At 38.7% G+C, this 21862-nt stretch carries 13 protein-coding genes; 1 reads left to right on the top strand and 12 read right to left on the bottom strand.

Annotated elements, in window-relative coordinates; genetic code table 11:
* Window positions 1-5: 5 nt before the first annotated feature.
* Window positions 6-3815, bottom strand: a complete 3810-nt coding sequence (locus tag FHT21_RS06185) for a TIM-barrel domain-containing protein (RefSeq protein ID WP_208398876.1) — start codon at window positions 3813-3815, stop codon at window positions 6-8.
* Between the two features lie 541 nt (window positions 3816-4356).
* Here FHT21_RS06185 and FHT21_RS06180 point away from each other — a divergent pair.
* Window positions 4357-4740, top strand: coding sequence for a response regulator (locus FHT21_RS06180; RefSeq protein WP_167293859.1), 384 nt, complete (start codon window positions 4357-4359; stop codon window positions 4738-4740).
* 186 nt (window positions 4741-4926) lie between these two features.
* On the opposite strand, the gene FHT21_RS06175 is transcribed toward FHT21_RS06180, so the two are convergent.
* From FHT21_RS06175 to FHT21_RS06125, 11 genes are all read right to left on the bottom strand, one after another.
* Complete coding sequence (locus FHT21_RS06175; protein WP_243853880.1) at window positions 4927-5787, bottom strand: NIPSNAP family protein; 861 nt, start codon at window positions 5785-5787, stop codon at window positions 4927-4929.
* Window positions 5788-5886: 99 nt separating this feature from the next.
* A complete protein-coding gene (locus tag FHT21_RS06170; protein WP_167293858.1) occupies window positions 5887-8181 on the bottom strand; it encodes a S9 family peptidase in 2295 nt (764 codons plus the stop codon).
* 76 nt (window positions 8182-8257) lie between these two features.
* Window positions 8258-9706 (bottom strand): amino acid permease, encoded by a 1449-nt coding sequence (locus FHT21_RS06165; RefSeq protein ID WP_167293857.1) that lies wholly within the window; start codon window positions 9704-9706, stop codon window positions 8258-8260.
* Between the two features lie 42 nt (window positions 9707-9748).
* Window positions 9749-11527 carry a DUF885 family protein gene (locus tag FHT21_RS06160; RefSeq protein ID WP_167293856.1) on the bottom strand — a complete coding sequence of 593 codons (1779 nt, stop codon included), beginning with the start codon at window positions 11525-11527 and terminating at the stop codon, window positions 9749-9751.
* Window positions 11528-11612: 85 nt separating this feature from the next.
* A complete protein-coding gene (locus FHT21_RS06155; protein ID WP_167293855.1) occupies window positions 11613-12515 on the bottom strand; it encodes an AraC family transcriptional regulator in 903 nt (300 codons plus the stop codon).
* A 289-nt stretch (window positions 12516-12804) separates the two neighbouring features.
* Window positions 12805-14046, bottom strand: a complete 1242-nt coding sequence (locus FHT21_RS06150) for an FAD-dependent oxidoreductase (RefSeq protein WP_167293854.1) — start codon at window positions 14044-14046, stop codon at window positions 12805-12807.
* Window positions 14047-14086: 40 nt separating this feature from the next.
* Window positions 14087-15088, bottom strand: coding sequence for a 4-hydroxyproline epimerase (locus FHT21_RS06145; protein WP_167293853.1), 1002 nt, complete (start codon window positions 15086-15088; stop codon window positions 14087-14089).
* The gene (locus FHT21_RS06140; RefSeq protein WP_167293852.1) at window positions 15081-16667 is read right to left on the bottom strand and encodes an aldehyde dehydrogenase (NADP(+)); all 1587 of its coding nucleotides are present in this window, start codon (window positions 16665-16667) and stop codon (window positions 15081-15083) included. Before FHT21_RS06140 ends, FHT21_RS06145 begins: the two co-directional genes overlap by 8 nt.
* Before the next feature lie 14 nt (window positions 16668-16681).
* Window positions 16682-17599 carry a dihydrodipicolinate synthase family protein gene (locus FHT21_RS06135; protein WP_167293851.1) on the bottom strand — a complete coding sequence of 306 codons (918 nt, stop codon included), beginning with the start codon at window positions 17597-17599 and terminating at the stop codon, window positions 16682-16684.
* A gap of 337 nt (window positions 17600-17936) precedes the next feature.
* The gene (locus FHT21_RS06130; RefSeq protein ID WP_167293850.1) at window positions 17937-19613 is read right to left on the bottom strand and encodes a M1 family metallopeptidase; all 1677 of its coding nucleotides are present in this window, start codon (window positions 19611-19613) and stop codon (window positions 17937-17939) included.
* Window positions 19614-20219: 606 nt separating this feature from the next.
* The gene (locus FHT21_RS06125; protein ID WP_167293849.1) at window positions 20220-21617 is read right to left on the bottom strand and encodes an aminopeptidase P family protein; all 1398 of its coding nucleotides are present in this window, start codon (window positions 21615-21617) and stop codon (window positions 20220-20222) included.
* Between the last annotated feature and the right edge of the window lie 245 nt (window positions 21618-21862).

The raw sequence follows: 21862 nt of genomic DNA, 5'->3' as shown, positions 1-21862 counted from the left end.
CTTGTTTAAAATCTAACAGAATTAAGATTTTTATCTACCAACAGGCCTTCACTAACCTTAAGTCCAAATTGTACTTTACGTTTTGCTTTTAATTTCAGGATAAACAGATCCGTAGTTTCGTTTAAAGCATCTTTGTTACCTACGTTTACAAAGGTTGGATACAAAACCTTAGCGCCATTGGTGTGCAGGCGATCGTTGGTCAAATTATCCATCTGCTTCGTATTTAAAGGCAGAACGCTTACAAAATCATAATCCTGTGCATTATATGGCAGCGCAAAACTTAAAGCATTTACAGCTTTCAGGTTTATTCCTCTTACTTTAATTTCTACAATTTCGTCTTTGTTGTAAGTTTGTTTAGCCGTACTGATTTCTAGTTTACCCGCAACTTTATCAGTTTTAGCGCTACTTACACCTCCTTCAAGCTGTGTAGCTACAACAGAAACATCGTAAGCATCAATCAGGTCATTTTTATTGATATCACCATTGCTGATATAACCTTCAAAATCGGCATCACCCTTTCTTAAACCAGTATAATTGATGTATGAGGTTAAATCGTTCTTATCAATTAAACGGTCATTATTAATATCGCCCGGAAGATAACTTTCGGTTCCAGGCACCTTAAATACGTATAGCTCTCTACCTGATCCAAAACCTCCTACACCATCGGCGACAGCAATTTTGATGTAACGGGCACTCGGGTGACCATTGAAATTGAATATTTTAACATCACCACTGTTAGCCCATTCGAAGGTGCCTGCTGTAGTCCAGCTTTCTTTGTTGTTACTGTAAAATACAGTTCCTTTAAGCAAGTTGCCATTTCCCCTTCCATTGCGCGGCAGGTAATGGAATTTATCAAGCTGGTTAATGGTTTTAAGGTCTATAACCATATCAAACGGAATTGCTTTAGCACCCCATTTGGTGTGCCACATATTGCCTTCATCAAAATCGAATAGATTGGCAATACCAGAGCCACCCTGGTTTTCGGCAGTAGTTTCGGCTGTTATACCCTGAATGGCAAATTCAAGCGGATTAGATTTGGTTGTTGCTTTAATCTCGGTCCAATCTGAGAAACCATCTTTGTTTACAGCACGCAATTTAAATGTGTAAGCTGTTTCAGCCAATAAGCCATCAAATAATAAAGCAGTATCGCGGATGGTGGTATAATGCATATCGTTAAAATCTATCTCATAAAAATCTGCATTGCTCACTTTACTCCAGCTTGGAGTAAGCGTATAAGCTTCTCTGTTTTTATCATTTACCTGAGCATTCACTGGCGCCGATAATTTCCCTGTTAACAAGCGTTGTTTATCTACAGGCTCGAATTTAAATCCGTTTATACTAAGTATAATTGGATTGACGGTAATATCGGTAGATTGAAGTTTAACCAACAATTGAGGGTTTTTAACCATTGCCACTTTTTCAAACTCGCTTCCTTTTGTAGCAAAACGGTTTAAATTTGGTGCGGCATCGTAGAAATAAACGTCAGACTGTTTTAAAAACTCGTCTTTTGAGCTTACTTCTGTCAATTTCACTTTATTACTGCCAACTTTTGCTGTTAACCTTTTTGGTTTTTCGCTAAGGTTGATTACAAATTCAGTTGTTTTTTCTTTCACAAAACCATCAAAATCGCCCTTTGCCGGTTGAATGGTAATAACGGCATTATTTTTTTGATCTAGTTCTGATTCGATTAAAGTAGAAGCGCCCTTTCCTAATTTATAAGCCTCTGTTGTGCCGTCATCATCATATTCAGTAAATGAGGTTTTTCCAAAAGGATATAATTCATAGATACGGTTTGCTTTATTGATTTCAGCAACATTGTTATTTGGATTCGTCATTGGGATAATCGCACCATTTTTCACAAAAACTGGCAGTTTCCATAATGGCGAGTCAAAACTATTCAGAATGCTGTTTCCAGTATATTTTTCTCCGGTGAAATAATCAATCCATGTTCCCTCCGGCAAATAAATACCATTACGGATATCGTTACCTTTTTCGTCTGATTTAGTTACCTGATAAATTGGCGCCACTAAGAAAGAAGGTCCGTAAAGGTATTGGTATTGTGTAGAAGTACCTTTGGTATAGGCATTTGGATATTCCAGAAACATCGCCCTGATAATGGGCAATCCGGTAACTGCTTCTCTGGCTATGCTATAAGTATATGGAATCAACTCCGATTTCAGTTTTAAATAATTGCGGTTAATCGAAGCTACAGGTTCGCCCAGTGCGTGTGGATATTTTTCGTTAGCTCCCCAACCGTCCATATTTAATTCCATTGGTGTAAAGGTTTTCCATTGAAAATCGCGGGTATTAACGGTTAGGTTTTTACCGCCAAAAATACCATCCATATCGGAAGTAATATTGGGTTGGCCTGATAAACCAGCGCCTAAATAAGTAGGAATGTGGAAACGGATATATTCCCAAACGCCACCGGTTTGATCACCTGACCAAATACCGGCATAACGCTGTGTACCAGCCCAGCCATCTAATGATATGATGAACGGACGACTGTTATTGCCATAATAAGGCATAATCTGCGCCACATCTGCAACGCCATTTAACCCAAACGAATAACCGGCACCAACCCATGCTACATCGGTTTTTAATACCCTAACACCTGCATCCCGGGCTTCCTTAATAATGTCGCGCTGTAATAACGGGCTTACTTCTGGTTTCGGATGAAGATCAGACTGTGTCCACAAGCCAATTTCTACCCCATTTTTACGAGCATAATCGCCAAAACTCTTTAGATTTTGAATGTTGCCATCTAATGTTTCGGTTTGGCCATAACCTGCACCATAACCATCATTTGGAAGTACCCAGCCCAAAGGCATATCGTGTTTTTTATAACGATCAATCACGGCACGCGCTGAAAATTGATAATTGTTTTTTTCACCGTTAAGCGATTCTTTTATTCCGCCATTATCTTTCTGACTTTCTTTGTAACGTTTACCATCTTCAAACAAGGTTCCTTTTTCGTCTTCTTTCCAAAAATCGCGGTTATAGGCGTTTAAATGTCCTTGATAGAAACCAAATTTTGGCAATAAAATCGGATTTCCGGTTAATTGGTAAAAATCGTTCAATAAAGGTGCTGCCCCATCATTAACCATAAAAAAGGCGTCCAGATAATCGGTTTCGTGTGTCAGTTTTACTAATCCTTTTTCTTTAGCACCAAAATTGTAATTTCCTTTGCTGAAGGTATACCACATTACGGCATAACCATTAGTAGACCAATAAAAAGGTGTGGGCGAGGCTACTCCCCCATCTGTCCAGGAGTTTTGATTTTCGATGGAAATATTTCTTCCCTTGTGTGAGAAACGGCCATTCTGTACCCCACCACCGTAAAAATATTCTTGTGGATTTTCTTTTAAACTAAGGGTTACTTTTCCTTTCTCGAATTGAATCGGCGCTAATTCTTCTAAAACCACCGCCTGTGTAGCAAGGTTGATGATTTTGATCAGCGAAGTATTTTTATCGATAAGAACGGTGATTTTACCTGTAGATATGAATAGTTGATTATGTTCATCTTTAATATCTAATTTTGAAACAGGTTTACGTGGATTTTCTACTAAAATTTTAGCTTCTGGTTTTGCTTCCGGATCGCGGATGAAGCCTCCCGTAGGATCCTCGAAAAGGCGGAAAATATGATCGCCATAAAAATCTAAGGTTAAACGTTGGTTATCAGAAAGCAATAATTCTATTGTAGTGGTATTAATCTTTGTTGCGCTAAGCACTTTGGTAATCTTTTGTGCTACCTGATCGGCTTTCTGAGCAGAAACAAAAAACGGAGTGGCAATTAAAAAAAATGCAAATGCCAACACAACGCTTTTAGCTTGATTTTTAGCACTGACTATTTTAAAGTTTTTAAAAAAATAATGCGGGGTCATTAAAAGTTTGATTTGGTTATGTGTTTATATGTTGAACTAGCTAAACAGTAGTTTGCTGTGGGATAAAGTTAACAAACACATTAAAGTAACCAGTGCGTTTTTGCAGACAAAAACCGCGCAATCGTTTGCCTATCTAATTTTTTACCGGAGATGGAGTGATGTTTTTCTGAGATTAAGGAGTTAAAGGCATTAAGGTTTAGAAGGATCAATATCTAATTATTAAGAACCAATAACTAACAAACAAAAGCATTGAAGTATTTTAGCCATAGCTTTATATAGAACGGCTTGGCCTATACTATCAAAAAAAATACAAAGTGCACAAATAGTTTATTTTTAGTACTACTTGACCATAAAACATTGATTAGTTATATTTTAAACAAAGCATTTTTACATTACCAACGTTAAAAAAGGATCGAATGGCAAGCATTTTGTAAGTGTTTGTAAAATTGCCGATTAAATGAATTCCCCAACATTGCAACCTTATAGCTGTGTAATTATAGATGACAGCCAAACGAGTATAAAAACACTTGAACACTTTATTTCCAAAATAGACAAGCTCCAACTTAAAGGAAGTTTTACGGATACAATAGACGCCATGGCTGCCTTTTGGACTTACAAAAAAATTGATTTTCTTTTTTTAAATGTCCAAATGGAAATATCAGGGATTGATTTAGCCAGAATGCTTCGAAACAGTGTAAAATTTGTTGTTTTTATAAGTGCCCATGATAATAAGGCTATAGATGCCTTTGATAAAGACAACTATTTTCTATTTAAACCCTTCGATTTTAAAAAGTTTGAAGACATGGTAAATGAGTTGATCCTGGCTGAACATAAAAACAAAGAAATGCTTTTATGAGTGGCTCACTAATGATAGCTGCTTTACCTTTCTACCATTTAGAAATTAAGAATATTAAGGTTTTACCCAAAGTCGAAGTAGATGTGTTATTCTGAATTTATTTCAGAATCTATTTGCTAGTTTCTGCTAGAGAAGCGCCGGCTTGCACGGAATTTATTTGCCTTTTTACTTTAAGCTTTTATACTCTTAAAAATCAGAATAGTCTGTCGGGTAAACAAATTTAGTATCGTTTTTAGAAACATTATGCTGATATTCTGGCATTGCAGATAATTTCTTCCAATAATCATCTGCTGAGAATGCCTTCCAGTGCGCATCTCTATCTATTTTATTCTCGAAAGTGGTTAAATACATGAGATTAGGCATGCGACTACCAGCGATTACTTCGCCATAAAATACGGCATTAAAATTTAACCTTTTAAATAAACCGATTTCGTTGCCTTTATTAAACATTTGAACTTTATTCTGAAAATATTTCTCTGTGGGGGCTTCATAGCTTCTTAATTCGTACACCCGCTCTTTCATCGGCGATTTTAGATTAGGCAGCATAAAATGGGGTGCATCTTCAAAGGCTTTTAACACAATGGTTTCTAACCGTTCGAAAGGAACATCTGTATAAACTGCATCCAGATAAATTTTACCATCAGCCGCATATTGTTTGTCTTTTGCTAACTTTTTATCCAGTTCCAAAATTCCGTTAAATGATTTTATTGGAATAAATACATAAATCAGTTTTTCTGTAACTAAAGCCTGATCAGTTACAACCGGTTTAAACACGCCTACTTTCGCAATTCCACTGCGGTGTAACGCAGGTAAATATGCCTTCTGCAAATAATCATCTACTGTTTTTTCTTGAGCATCGGTTTTTAAGTGGTAAATTTTAATCTGGTAGAAATCTATAGATGCATGAGCAGCAAATGTGCTAGATAATAATACAAGTAAAAACAGACAGAATATTTTAATTTTTGGTAACATGGTTAAAGGATGATTTAGTGCAATGTACCAAAGTAACAATTTATTTTTTAATGATTGAATTTTGAATATACTCATGAACCAGTTGACAATTTGTAATTGGCAGTTTCCAGTAAACAGTTTACAATTTATTAATGAACCAATGACTGGTAAACTAATGACCAATAACCAATCAATCTATTTAGAAAGGTTCGGCTTAGGTGGTTCGGCATTTAGTAAATGTTTCACAAAGAAATCGCGTTTACGCCTACGTCCGTAAATACCTCCATCACTGTGTCCCATACCTGGAATGCTTAAAATATCGAAATTTTTATTTGCTTTGATCAATGCATCGGCAAGTCGATAGGTCGATTCTGGTGGCACATTTTCATCTGCTTCGCCAACAATTAAAAATAGATTACCCTGCAATTTACCTGCATTTGTAATGTTAGACTGTTCTCCATAATGCGGTCCTACCGGATAGCCCATCCATTGCTCATTCCACCACTGTTTATCGATACGGTTATCGTGGCAACCACAGGCAGAAACCGCGGCCTTATAAAACTCTGGGTAAAATAACAGCGCACCTGTTGAGCTTTGCCCACCTGCCGAAGTGCCATAAATACCTACTTTAGAAATATCAGCATTGGGGTATTTAACCGCCATAGCCTTCATCCACAATATCCTGTCAGGAAACCCGGCATCTGCTATGTTTTTCCAACATACATCATGAAAAGCTTTAGATCGGTTGGCAGTTCCCATTCCATCAATCTGTACCACAATAAAGCCTAATTCGGCAATGCTCTGCATTTCACTTGCCGGTAAGAAACTTTTAGGTACAAAACTATCATGAGGACCTGCATAAATATTTTCGATAACAGGATAAGTTTTGTTCGGATCCATTTTTGAAGGGAAACAAACAATGCCCCAAATATCAGTTATACCATCTCTTCCTTTGGCTACAAACACCTCGGGCAGTTTAACACCTGTAGCCAGATAAGCATCTGTTTTTCCATGTTCTATTTCGCTTATTTTTTTAGTGTTCGCAGTAAGCCTTAACTCGGTAACGGGTGGTACATTTACCTGAGAGTAGGTATCAATATAGTATTTACGGTCAGGCGAAAAGCTAAGGTTATGGTTGCCTTTTTTCGGTGTGAGGTTTACCAGCTCTTTTCCATCAAACCCTATCCTGTAATAATGGATAAAGTAAGGATCTTCATCGGCATACATTCCATTCGCCCTGAACCAAACCTGGCGTTTTACGATATCTACGCTATCAATATCCCGAACTACATAATTTCCTTTTGTAATTAACTGCTGCTTTCCAGTTAAAGCATTCACCAGATAAAGATGTCGCCAGCCATCTTGCTCGCTCGTCCATAATATTTCGTTTGTTTTCGGTAAATATCTTGTATAAATGCGATTTTCGTAAATGAAGGTTTTGGTTTTCTCATCAATAATATTTTTAGTTTTTCCTGTTAAAACATCCACTTCAATCACCCTGAAACGCTGATGGCCGCGGTCTACTTTCTCGTAAGTATAATACCTGCTGTTATTGCCCCGCCAATGCAGTTCTGGTGCACCAAAGAAATCAATCGGATCGGCATCTACTTTAATGGCAGTTTTTGCCGCAATATTAAAAACATAGGGCTGATAAGCGGTAAAGTCATCACCAGGCTGCATATATTCTCTCGATTTTAATTCACCGCGTGTAGTACCAGGAACAGCGCTTAATACATAATGTACTTTTTTAATTTCTTTCGGATCGATTTTATAAGCTACAATATTTTTTCCATCAGGAGACCATGCAAATTCACCATAAGGTTTATCGGTATTACCATCGGTGCTCAATTGGGTTTCTGCCTTTGTTGTTAAATCAATTACAAACAGGTTACCACCCCGAATTAAGATTTCACTTTTGCCATCTGGCGATTTTCTTGATTCGCGGTTTCCTTGCCAGCGCGATCTCCGTTGCTGTAAAGGCTTCTTGGCATTGTAGCGGTAAATACTGGTATCGTTTGTATTGGTTAAACTATAATCGTTCAGGTTTAACAGATACCAGTTCTCCTGTATTTTTAGTTTTGCCGTATTCCCTTTATCAGCGAAACACAATTCAGCAAACTGAAGTTTTAATGGATTCTGCTTTTTACCCGTTATCTTTTCTATATTTTCGGCCAGTTTATCGTTGTCAAATGCAGCTTTACGTTTGCCTGATGCAGCATCTACATAATAATATTCCCATGTTCTACCTGGAAGATTCTTTTTATACCAAAATGCGGTGCCATCTTTTTTCCAGAAAGGAATAATATCATTATTGGTTGGAATATTACGCAATGCGGTATCCATTTTTACGGATAATTGATAAGCATCTGCCATTTCAGCAGCACTCGGTGCATATGGCTGCAATCTGGCCTGCTGTGCCAGCAATTGAGCGGAAACAAAGCTTAATAAGATGAAGGCTACTGATTTTTTTGCGGTTGCGTAAATACTCATTACAGATTTTTTGTGGTAAATATAGTGCTACAGCTTTGCAGACTTCCTCTAGATTTTGATGAATAACATCAATATTTTAACCGTTCGCATCAGCTGCATCTTTTGCCTTCAAATCATAACGGGCTATACTCCCTTTAATCAGGTAATAAACCGGGATGCCAATTAAAGTGATGATTAATCCTGGCCATGTAAATTTAGGTTTAAATATGATCAAGAGGATGCAGAAAGCCAGTCCCATTACAATGTAAATAATGGGTAATACCGGATAACCAAAGGCTTTATAAGGTCTTTCGGCATCAGGTCGTTTTTTACGAAGGATAAAAATTCCGAAAATGGTGAGCATGTAAAACATCACCACCACAAAAGAGATCATATCCAGCAGATCGCCATATTTTCCACTAATACACCATAAACACGCAAAAATGCACTGTATCCACAATCCAACCCCAGGAACTGCATTTTTGTTGAGTGTACCTACTTTCTTAAAGAAAAGCCCATCTTTGGCCATTGAGTAATATACCCTGGCACCAGCCATAATTAAACCGTTATTACAACCGAAAGTTGAAACCATAATCATTAATGCGATAATGACAGTGCCTGCTGTACCGAAAATATGGTTCGCAGCAGAAACCGCTACCCGGTCCTTATCGGCATAGGCAATATCGTGTAATGAAAGTACACCTGTGTACATCACATTGGTTAGGATATAGAGTACTGTTACGATAATGGTTCCTAAAGCTAAACTCAAACCAATATTGCGTGCGGGGTTTTTAATTTCGCCAGCAATAAAGGTAACGTTGTGCCAGGAATCGCTACTGAATATCGAACCTACCATCGCGGCAGCAATAGCTCCGAAGGCAGCAAAAGTGGTATAAGAACCAATATTTCCATCGGCAGATAGTGGTCCTAAAGTCCACATATTTCCCCAATTGGTTTTCCAGATACCTTTATCTAAAAAGAAAAGTCCAAAAGCAATGAGGCCAAACAAACTTAACAATTTGGCCACCGTAAAGGTAGTTTGGATCACTTTACCACCATTTACCCCTCTATTGTTAATATAGGTAAGCAATATAATTACCCCAATGGCCAATAGTTGCGCTGGTGAGATCGTAAAAAAACCCAGATCGAAGGCAACTAAATCTTCACTTAGTGCAGGCACAAGGTACGCGGTAAACTTAGCAAATGCCACACCTACTGCGGCAATAGTTGCAGTTTGAATTACCGTAAAAAAACTCCAGCCATATAAAAAACTAATCAGCGGGTTGTATGCTTCCTTTAAATAAATATACTGTCCGCCAGCTTTAGGGAACATCGCACTTAATTCGCCATAACTCAATGCAGCAGTAAGTGTCATGAAGCCTGTAATTAGCCAAACCACTAGGAGCCAGCCAGCGCTGCCTACATTTCGGGTAATATCGGCACTTACAATAAAAATACCCGAGCCGATCATACTTCCGGCTACAAGCATTGTTGCATCCATCAGTTTAAGTGAGGGCTTAAATTGTGTGGTTTCTTTTTCAATCATGTGTTCTGTTGCTTGGTGGTTCTAATGGTTTGGTTGGTTTATTTATTTAAGCTGGTCGTAAAAATGCCACGAGGTGGTGAAATCGCGTGTTAAGAGCTGATTGGTTAAAGTAGCCCTGATCATTTCTACAGGAATTAAGTTTTCTTTAATTACGGCATCATGAAAAGCTTTAAAGCTCATTTTACCACTATCAACCAGTTCTTTTTTCAGTGCAAAAAGCTGAAGACCACCGGTAAGATAAGCGACCTGGTATAAAGGACTATAATCGCCCTTGAAAGATCTACGTACTTCGCCCTCGGCATTGGCACGTTCGTGTCCTACACGATCGACCAAGAAATCGACACACTGCTGAGGTGTCCATTTACCCAGGTGAAAGTTCAGCGAAAAAAGAATCCTGGCGCAACGGTGCATCCGCCAGAAAAGCATGCCCATTTTTTCTTCAGGAGTTTTGGCAAAACCTTTATCGTAGAGTAAAAGCTCCCAATATAATGGCCAGCCTTCTACGCTAAAGGGCGTTTTAAAAGGATCGCGATAGCTTTTATAACGGTTATTGATAAAATACTGATAATGATGGCCTGGTAAGAGTTCGTGCTGTACCGTTCCTCTTGAAAAATAAGGGTTATTGCCACGCATACTCATTAACTTATCATCTTCCTCCATCGAATTTGTTGGGTAGGAAATACTAATTTCGCGGCCACCGGTAAAAAATGGATTTACCAACTGGCGTTCGGCCGACATCATTACCATACCCCAGGTTTCTTCTGCAAGCGGTGGAATATTGATCAGATCGTTGGCTTTTATAAAATTTAAAGCGTCATCCTGTAGTTTTACAATCAACTCTGGCTGTTTACCTAAAGGCACATAACTATTCTTGATTTTTTCCTGGGCCTTTTTCCAGTCATTTCCGAAACCCATTGCTGCTGATGCTTTTAAAAGTTCTTCATCGCAAAACTTAAATTCTTTTTCGGCAAGCTTAATCAGTTCTTCTGGTGTGTACGGAATAAGCTCTGCATTCAATTGCCTGATCAGCTCTTCCCTCCCAATGGGATTCCCCTTAATTTCCGGTTTATTTGATTTTATAGAAAGAGCGGTATCTTCTTTATCGTTAAAAAGCTTAGCATAATTGGTTAAAGCGAGGTCTAACCTTTCGTAAGGTTTAGGTACCCACCAGGTAAAACCAGGCTCATAATCCATATAGAATTGATAAAAACCCTTTAAACGGTGTTTTAAACTTAAGGTTATGGCCGTTGCCGTTTTAAGCTGGTCGGGTTTTAATATTCCTTTCTTAAAATTTAGATTAAGAATATCAACCTGCTTGGCAATTTCATCTATCTGGGCAGCCAATAAAGCCCCTTCTTTATAGGTACCCCTTCTTCTTAGCCTTTCAAGGGTATAAATTGCATCAGCAAAGGTAAAATACTTCGATAGGGCATTATAATCTGTTTCTTCTTTACCTAAGAGCCATATCGAAGATTCTATCTGCTTCTTAAGGAGGATATAATCTACCTTACCATAAATACTAAAGCCTTCAAACTTGGCAGATTTTAACTTGCTTAAGTAATCGTTATTAATATCCTGGAGTCGTTTTCTTTGCTCCGGACTTTTAAAAGTAGTCATCGGAAAAGAATAAGTGCCTCCTGCCGAATAAGGATAGTAAAAATCGTTAATGGCATCAACATCCCTTTGGTAACCTACAATCAGCGTACCCATTTCGCTGGTCTGTTCGTACAGGCTTTCATTTGGTGTTTGAGCCAATACAAAAGTGCCTGATAACAGGCTTACCATTAACAAAATGGCAAAAAAGTTTAATTTGGTTTGCATTTGGAATTGGTTAAAACAGGCAAATAACATTTACCCCCATTTGAAAAAATGGTTAACTTATTTAATATAAAAAAATGTTTCTAGCTTAAGCGCCTATATAGCTCACCCTGCTTACACTATTATAGGTATCGATATATGCCCTTGGCGATTGACCGATAATACTTTTAAATACCCTGTTAAAGTTGGTAATACTATTGAAACCAGCTTTATAGGCCACCCCTGAAATACAATCGGCTTTTTCTCCTGATATAAGACTTTTACAGGCATCGTTAATTCTCACTTCATTTAAAAATGATACGAAAGTATGTCCGGTATGTTTCTTAAAATACCTGCAGAACGCCTGTGGAGTCATAAACGCAGCATTGGCTACGTCTTCTAACGAAATTTGATTATTGTAGTTTTCGGTAATGAAGTTAATGATCTTACTTAACCGCATACCTTCGTTTTCGGTTACGTTAGAAGAATACATATCCGAACATAAAGATTCTACATTCTCATTTAAATCCTGAAGACTGTTAACCAATTTCAGAAAGTTAAACAATACATCAACTCCCGATGCCTGGTGAACATTGAAAATTTTGGTTACTATATTCTTAGTAAAAGCAGCAGGAATTTTGAACCCATGTTTGTTTTTAGCTAAAAAAGCGCTGGCCATCTTCATTTCGGGAAGATTAAACAAAGCAGCTAAAATACCGTTCGGATTAAAATAAATAGAACATGCTTTAATGGTTTTGTTGCTGTCAGCCGAGAAATATTCGGGGTTGCTTTTAAATAGATGCGGAAGTTTTGCCCCGATTACAAAAATATCGCCCGACCGGAAAGCATGCATATCATTCCCTGCAATTAACGTCCCCTCCCCTTTTTCTATGTAAGTAACCTGCCATTCATCATGGCGGTGCAGATATTGGTAAAAATAAGGCAATTCAATATGTTCCGATATCACACTTTTATCATCGGGAACAAGCATGGTAAATGGTAATACTTTCATGGTTAAGTTAGTTTGGTTTGGTTGCTGATTATGAATTGAATGTATGAATATTAACTCAAATAAACCAATAAAACTTAAATAAGGTTAAAATCCTGCTATATTTTGATAATATACGACGGATTTTAGCAAGAATTCGGTAGTTCCTATATCACTATATATTTAGTTAAACCACTGTATAACAACATCTAAATCGATTAATTGAATTTGTATTAAGCCAAATATGGAGGTTTTAGGTTAAACAGCCCGATAAGTTGGTCTGGATTTATAATCCGGACCAATGTATTGTGTATTATCGAACCACTGCAAAAGGCTCTATTTTTAGATCAGTAGTCATGCCCGAAACAATCTGGCTAACCAACAACCCTGTTGCCGGGCCTAAACTTAAACCCATCATACCATGGCCTGTAGCGATGATTAGATTTTCTCTTTTTTTGCTTCTGCCTATGTAGGGCAAACCATCAGGTGATGAAGGACGGAAACCATACCAGATATCTTTTTCTGAAGGAAGTGCAGGTTTTAAATCTGGAAAATACGCTGGCACCGATTCTACGATCCCTTTAACCCTTTGCATATTAATACGGGTGTTAATTTTATCCAACTCCATTGTACCGCCATATCTAATCTGACCGTTCATTGGTGTTATAGCCACCCTGGCTTCGCATAACAGTGCAGGAATAGTTAAACGCTGCTGAGGTTCTGGTTCCATAAAAGAATAACCCTTACCTGGCATTAAAGATATTTTAACATCGGCCATTTTAGCCACCGCAGGCGACCATGAACCAGTTGCCAAAACATATTGATCGGCTTCCCAGGCGGTATTACCCGTAAAAACTTTCGTAATACGATTGCCAGCCACCTCAATTTTATCAACCGCTCTGCCACGTTCTATCTTTACACCATTATTTAGTAAATACTTAAGCAAAGCATTCATCAACTTTGTTGGATAAAGGTGTGCATCACAACGATAATGTACCGCTCCTAAAACATCTAGCTTTAAATCAGGCTGTAGCGCACGGCATTCGTCGGCAGTTAACACAGCCATATCTAAGCCTAACTCAATTGCCCTTGTAGCTAAATGCGCCTCTTCTTCTCCTGCTTTTTCTGTTTTATAAAATGCCAGAATACCATTATTGGTTAATTCAAATTCGAAATCTGGCTCCTTTGCCAGGCTTTCATATAGTTTTTTGCTCAGTAACGATAAATCGCGTAATGGTGCTGCCGATTGATTTACATGTTTTGCCGTGGCATGTTTCATAAATTTCAAGCCCCAGTTAATGAGGTTTCCATTTAAAGACGGACGAACATAGAAAGGGCTTTTGCTATCAAACATCCAACGGATACCTTGTTTTATCATACCCGGTGCAGCCAAGGGTACAAAATGGCTTGGTACAATCATCCCCGCATTACCAAATGAGCAGTTGTCGGTAATATCTCCTTTATCCAAAACTGTTACTTCGTAGCCTTTTTTCTGCAAATAATATGCTGAAGTTAAACCTACTATTCCACCACCTATAATTAATACTTTCGACATTCTTTTAATTTATACTGCTGATATTCTTTTTAAAAACTCACTAAATCACCTGAAATCCGAATGCATACGGATCATCTTCGGCATCTATTTTAATGGTATTATAGCCATAAATTTTTGCCCAACCTTCTACACTTGGTATAATGGCTTTAATTCCATTCAGGTCTACAACTTCTTCTACTCTTCCAATAAACTTGCTGCCAATAAAACTTTCATGGATAAAGTCTTCTCCCTGTTTTAGTTTTCCTTTTGCAAACCACTGTGCCAAACGTGCTGAGGTACCTGTTCCACATGGCGACCTATCAATGGCTTTATCGCCGTAAAAAACCGCGTTCCTAGCGGTTGATGTAGGATCGATTGTTTTTCCGGTCCACAATACGTGGCTGCAGCCATTTATCGTCGGATCTAACGGATGTACAAAAGTGTATTGTTCGTTAATGCGTTTTCTAATGGTCTGGCTCCAGGTAATCAGTTGCGAAGCGGTATAGTTTTCCAGCCCCGGAAAATTTTCCTGCGGGTCTACAATGGCATAAAAGTTACCACCATAAGCTACATCAAAAGTAAGCGTACCTAAATCCGGGCATTCTACTTCTAAATTTTCTGCAGCCAGGTAAGAAGCTACATTTTTCAACTTAACCGATTTAACCTTTTTACCTTCCTGCTTGTATTCAATTAATACTAATCCGGCTGGGGCCTCCATTCTGATCACACCTGGTACTTTGGGTTGAATCAATCCTTCCTCTATAGCGATGGTGATAGTACCTATAGTACCATGGCCACACATTGGGAGGCAGCCACTGGTTTCGATAAAAAGCACCGCTACATCATTAGCGGGATCATGAGGCGGATAAAGAATACTGCCCGACATCATATCATGCCCGCGTGGTTCGAACATTAAACCTGTTCTGATCCAATCGAATTCTTTCAAAAAATGCTGACGTTTTTCGCTCATATTTGAGCCAATAAGCTGAGGGCCGCCACCCGCAACTAACCTAACCGGATTTCCGCAAGTATGTGCATCTACACAAAAAAAAGTTTTACTCATGAGATTTCGTTAATTTTTGATTTACTGTTCTGAAAATACCCAAAGGATTTCCATCTTTCAATTCATCTGGCAACAATTCCTGCTCCCAATCCTGATAAGCCAATGGTCTTACAAAACGATTGATTGCAGTAGAGCCAACAGAAGTAAAACGGCTATCGTTAGTAGCAGGAAATGGCCCGCCATGTTGCATAGCTGCACAAACCTCTACGCCCGTAGGCACACCGTTTAAAATAATCCTTCCGGTTTTATCAGTCAACTTATTTACCAAAGCCTGGTAATGCTGAAGTTCCTGTTTTTCGCTCATTAAGGTTACAGTAAGTTGTCCTTCCAACACATCAACGGCCTTTTCGAGTTCAGCAATATCCTGAGCAACAACCAACAACGAGTACGGACCGAAAATTTCTTCACGAAGTTTTGGATTTTTAATAAAATCTGCTGCACTTACCTGAGCAATTTTTGCTTCCGATTGGTTTTGTAGCTCAGTATTTTTTACTGTTGACGCCGATAAAAGTGCAACCCCATTTTCATTTACTACCTCAGCAGAAAGTTTACCATAATTATTGGCAATGCCTTCGGTAAGCATGGTTGCTGAAGGAACAGCTGCAATTGCCCCACTTAAAAAGGTCTTAAAATTTTCTAGTGCCGGCGATTGAACCGCTAATAATAAACCCGGGTTGGTACAAAACTGACCGGCACCCAAAGTAATTGATGCAGCATATTTTTTAGCCAGTTCTTCTGACTGATTTTCTATCGCTTTTGGAAGAAAGATTACCGGATTAATGCTTCCCATTTCGGCAAAAACCGGGATAGGTTGCTCACGCTGTTGTGCAAGGTTAATTAAGGCCATTCCGCCTTTAAACGAACCTGTAAAAGTTACAGCTTTAGTTAACGGATGCTGAACCAAGCCAGCTCCAATAGTATAACCATCATCATACAACAAAGAGAACACACCTTTAGGCATTCCCGTTTTTTCGGCGGCTTTAACAATGGCTCCGCCTACCAAAGCACTGGTTCCGTAATGTGCAGGATGTGCTTTAACAACCACCGGACAACCAGAAGCTAATGCTGATGCGGTATCGCCACCGGCTACTGAAAAGGCAAGCGGAAAATTACTGGCACCGAAAACGACTACTGGACCGATTGGGATCAGCATTCGCCTAATATCTGGCCGTGGTAAAGGCTGTCTTTCAGGTAATGCCGTATCAATAATCGCATCAACCCAAGATCCTTCTGCAACCAAATTGGCAAATAACCTTAACTGACCAGTAGTTCTGCCCAATTCGCCCTGTAAACGAGCTAAAGGTAAACCACTTTCTGCCGAAGCCCTGCTTACCAGTTCCTCGCCAAGATTAGCGATTTCATCGGCAATGGCGTTTAAAAAAGCCGCTTTAAGATCTTTGTTCAGATTTCTATAGCTTTGAAAAGCCGATGTTGCTGATATTAAAGCATCATTAACAAGGTTCTCGTTCGCTTTAAAAAATTCGCCGTCAAGCGTTAATCCCGTTGCGGGATTAACAGCTTTAAGGCTTCTTTCACTAACTTCTACATAAGTGTTTGCTACAATATTTTTCCCGTTCATATTTGGTTTTTAAACTATTTCCCCCAGCTACCTGCAGGTAATACCGGGCGAACAGCTAATGCATCATTAATAATTTTCAACACTTTATCTCTTTCTGCGCCACTTATTGGTAAGCGCGGTGCACGAACAGCTTCGGTTCCTAATCCGGTTGCTACCTCTGCCAGTTTAATGTACTGTACCAATTTTGCATGAATATCTAACTCAAGTACAGGTAAAAACCAACGGTAGATGGTTAGTGCCTCAGCAATGCGGTTTTCTTTAATCAATCTGAAAATGGCAACGGTTTCTCTTGGAAAAGCATCAACCAAACCCGCAACCCATCCATGTGCACCCATCACAATACTTTCCATTGCTAATGGATCTACTCCGGTAAAGATTTTGAAACGGTCGCCAAAACGGTTAATCAACCGGGTTACATTTGATACATCCCTGGTTGATTCTTTGATTGCCTGGATATTGTCGTATTTGGTCAATACCTCAAACATATCTAAAGTTACTTCGATTTTATAATCAACAGGGTTGTTATAAATCATGATCGGGAGGCTTGTGCTTTCAGCAATGGCACCAAAAAAAGCCAAAGTTTCGTCTGGAGCTGCGTTATAACGCATTGGCGGCAACAACATTAAACCTTGTGCACCAAGCGATTCGGCTTTTTGAGCTACTTCAATTGCTTTTTTTGTAGTTGACTCTGCAATGTTCAATAAAACCGGTACACGGCCATTTACCAAGGTTAAAGTGTGCGATAACAGACCAAACTTTTCTTCATCGCTTAGCACGCTGGCTTCGCCAAGCGATCCACCTAAAATTATCCCTTCAGCACCTGCTTCTAATTGTGCTTCAATATTTAAATCGAAAGCCGGAAAATCTAACTCATCATTTGCTGTAAATTTTGTAGTTACAGCAGGGAAAACCCCAGTCCATTTGATACTCATTGTAATGTTATGTTTTTAATAATTATGATTCAAAAAATTAATCCGGGCCTTTAATCCAAAACCGGGTGTAATTGGCAAGCATCATTTAATCAAATTATCGGCGATAAAGTCATATAAACGATATTCAAAGTTAGATGATTGCTAAGCAGTAATATTATTTGATTTTAACCGATATTGGCCATAAATATGCCATTTGAATCAGACATAATTGATTAAGAAAAGCCAGGAGTATTTGTAAAGGAAATGAGATATAACAAAAAAAGGCATCCTTCCGAAAAAGAATACCTTAATAAAATCAGCCGGATAAATAACTTCTCCTGCGCTATCTATTTTACTATTATTTCGTATTTTTCACCTGTAGGTAGTACATAAATTCGATATCCGATGTTGTAAAAAGAGCATCCTGCCCTTTGCCCAACGCAACCTGCTGCCAGTTTAAGGAAGGAATAATCTTAAGCGTTTTAATGCCTACTTTTTTAAGAGTTAAAGGCAAATTGAAACCTTTAACACAATTGCTATAACGATAAAAAGCCTTACCATCTTTTAGGTAATATTCAAATATTGGAACCTGCACCGTACGCAAATATTGATCAAAAACCTTTGAAAAATTGTACCCTGCTTTTTTAGAAATATAGTTTTCGATCTGAGCTGTGCTTACCGTTTTATGGTAAAAGGTTTGGTTAAGCCCGCGCAATATCGTTCTAAAAAGTACGTCGTTATTTAAGCTATGCCTGATGGCGTGTAACATATTCCCTCCTTTTGGATACATATCGCCACTACCTTGTGCATTTACACCATAAGGCGGAATAATAGGGCTATCATTTTTGATGCCTTTTCTAATTCCAAAATTATACTCGTTACCCGCTTTATTGCCAAAAATATAATCTACAAAAAGTGTTTCGCTATAATTGGTAAATCCTTCGTGCACCCACATATCGGCCAAATCGTTAGTGGTAATGTTATTACCAAACCATTCGTGCCCGCTTTCGTGAATAATGATAAAATCCCACTTTAAACCCCAACCATTGCCAGACATATCTCTACCTCTATAGCCAAACTTATAACCATTGCCATAAGACACTGCCGATTGATGCTCCATTCCGGTATGCGAAGCATCTATCAACTGGTATCCATCTTCGTAAAAAGGATAAGGACCAAACCAATATTCCATGCTTTTCATCATTTTATGCACCTGATCGGGCATGTAAGTCTTCGCCTTTGGATAATTATAATCGAGTACCCAATAATTCACATCTAATGCACCTTTTTCGCCTGCATATTTCTCCTTAAAATTAACGTACTTGCCTATGTAAGGGATAATGCAATAATTACTGATCGGATTTTTAACATTGTACTGGTAGGTTGTGGTGCCATCATGGTTATCTTTTTTAAATACCATGCGGCCATTACCCACCGCTACCAATGTATCAGGAACTGTCATCGTTAAGGAAGCGCCCAGGTCAGGTTCGTCGCTTTGATGATCTTTATTTGGATACCAGACCGAAGCGCCAAGGCCCTGGCAGGCCACCGTCATCCAAGGACGTGAAAGCGAATCGGTAGTAAAGATAAAACCGCCATCCCAAGGTGCTCTTTTGGCCTGATGTACCTTTCCATGGTAAAAAATATGAACGTTATTCAGTGCCGATATTTTTTGTGCCGGGACATGCACATACCAAACACTGCCAACATGTTCAAATTTTAACTTGTTACCTCCGTTATATACAACACTATCAATAATTAATGGTTCCTGCAAATCGATCTGCATACGGGTATTACCATTATTACTCCGCATTACCTTGTATACGATTTTATTTGAGCCTGTAATACTCTTATCATTATAATCGGGCTTAACCGAAAGTTCGTAACGCTGTACATCCCACCAGGTCCGTTCGGCATTTAAGCTTCCCCTTAAAGTATCGGCCAAAGTGTAAACCTTTTTGGGGCTTTGTGCAAAAAGTATTGTACTAAATAATATTAAATTAATTATTAAGGTTATAGGTATTAATTTTCTCATCTTTTGACAATTATCATATTGAAATAGTGTATTATTGATTTGAAAAGCAGCTGCTGTTTTTCATCGGTTACGGCAGTCCTGCTATCCCTCCTGCTCCGATGAAAAATCGGGAGCATCCGTTCTATCAGGTTTATTTAACCCTGGTTCTGTACTTCTGCCGAGGCCTCTAGCCCTGACAGCAGCGGGCATTCCGATCCTTCATCGGGGTAAAGCGGATGGCAGGAACTTCACAAAAAAAAAGCGATAGACCCTGCGCTCCAAAAAAACATCGGTTATTTTAAAAGATCTATGCTCCCTTTAATGGCTCTTTATTAATTCTTATGTTGTTATAATAGCAAAATATTAATTTGAAAAGCAAATGCTGTTTTTCATAGGTTACGGCAGTCCTGCTATCCCTCCTGCTCCGATGAAAAATCGGGAGCATCCGTTCTATCAGGTTTATTTAACCCTGGTTCTGTGCTTCTGCCGAGGTCTCTAGCCCTGACAGCAGCGGGCATTCCGATCCTTCATCGGAATAAAGCGGATGGCAGGAACATTCTTTAAAAAAATCGAATGAACCTGCGCTCCAAAACAAAAAGCAACAGCTATTTCAAATAACCAACGTTACTAATAAGCTTCGCTCCTAATGGATTCAATTTCATCTGTAGTTAAAGCTAAATGCTTCCCTAACATCCGGCTTCCGTTTTCAGTAACCAAAAAATCGTCTTCTACCCTGATGCCGCTAAAGTTTCTGAACTGCTCCAGTTTATTGTAGTTAATAAATTCGGCAAACTGGTTAGCGGCTTTCCAACGGTCTATTAGTTCAGGTATGATATAAACACCTGGCTCTACCGTTAACACATATCCTGCTTCGAGCGCTTTGCCCAGCCTTAACGATTTCAACCCGAACTGCGTGGTATTTTTAATCAGCTCATCGGTATAACCTACATATTGTTCGCCCAAATCTTCCATATCGTGCACATCCAGCCCCATCATATGCCCTGTTCCACATTGAAAGAACATGGCATGCGCACCAGCCTGCACAGCATCGTCTATATTACCTTTCATCAGGCCAATATCCTTTAAACCTTGTGCCAGCATTTTACACGAAGCCAAATGCACATCTAAATACCTTACACCAGGTGCCAGCAGGTTTTTGCCATGCGTATAAGCATTCAATACAATATCATAAATATCTTTTTGCTCGGCACTAAATTTCTTGCCTACAGGAAAAGTGCGCGTAAGATCGCCAGCATAGCCTAAAGCGGTTTCTACACCTGAGTCGTTTAAAACCAGCTGTCCGTCTTTAAGCTGATTACCATGGTAATGGTTATGCAAAATTTCGCCACGAACAGTCAGAATAACCGGATAGGCCAGATTACCGCCAGAAGCCAATGCAGCTCCTTGAATTTTAGCTGCAAGTTCGCGTTCATACATACCAGGTTTTGCCTGTTGCATTACCATTAAATGAATATCGGCCGATATTGATGCTGCACGATCCAGTTCTTCAATCTCTTCGACAGATTTAATTGATCGTTGTGCTACAACAGCTTTAATAAAGCTAAGCGATGCTTTTTCTTTAAGCAGATGGATAGGCAAATTAAGCCAATTGGCCAATTTTATTTTATTCTCTGAGCGGTAAGGAGGTAAGAAATGAACCTGGCGCTTTTTGTTCTGGTATTGCTTAAGATAAGCATCCAGTTGCGCTAAAGGCAGAACTTTGGTCAAGCCAACATCCAAACTTTTTTCTTCAAGAGTTTTCTGCCTGCCCATCCATACGATATCATCAATTCCCATTTCATCGCCGAAAAGTATTACCTGATCTTCATCCAGGTCGATAATAGCGCCCAATGATGGCTCACTGATCCCAAAATAATATAAAAAGGTGCTATCCTGCCTAAAATGGTAGGCATTGTCTTTATAGTTCATCGGGCTCTCTTCATTACCCAAAAAGAGTAATATTCCCGAATTTATCTTTGATTTTAATGCTGCTCTTCTCTGGATGTAAACTTTCTTTTCGAACATATTTTTAATTGTTAGGCAAATATCCTCAAAGCTAATTTTATTCAATAACAATTAAATGTAATGGCTAAAATATGAGGAGTATCTGCAAATTATAAGCTATGGATATGGCATAAAAATCACAATAAATTTCGTCTTAACGAAAAAGAAAGGTAAAATCTGCACAATAACGGCAAATTATAGGGCCTTTATCTTGTTGGCAATTGCATAATTTTAAGCAGTAAAAACATTACAAAAACAACCTAACA

Source organism: Pedobacter sp. SG908, from assembly GCF_011759615.1.
Classification (GTDB): Bacteria; Bacteroidota; Bacteroidia; order Sphingobacteriales; family Sphingobacteriaceae; genus Pedobacter; species Pedobacter riviphilus.
The sequence above is the reverse complement of the archived record's forward strand: the minus strand, read 5'-3'. Positions and strand labels throughout refer to the sequence as shown.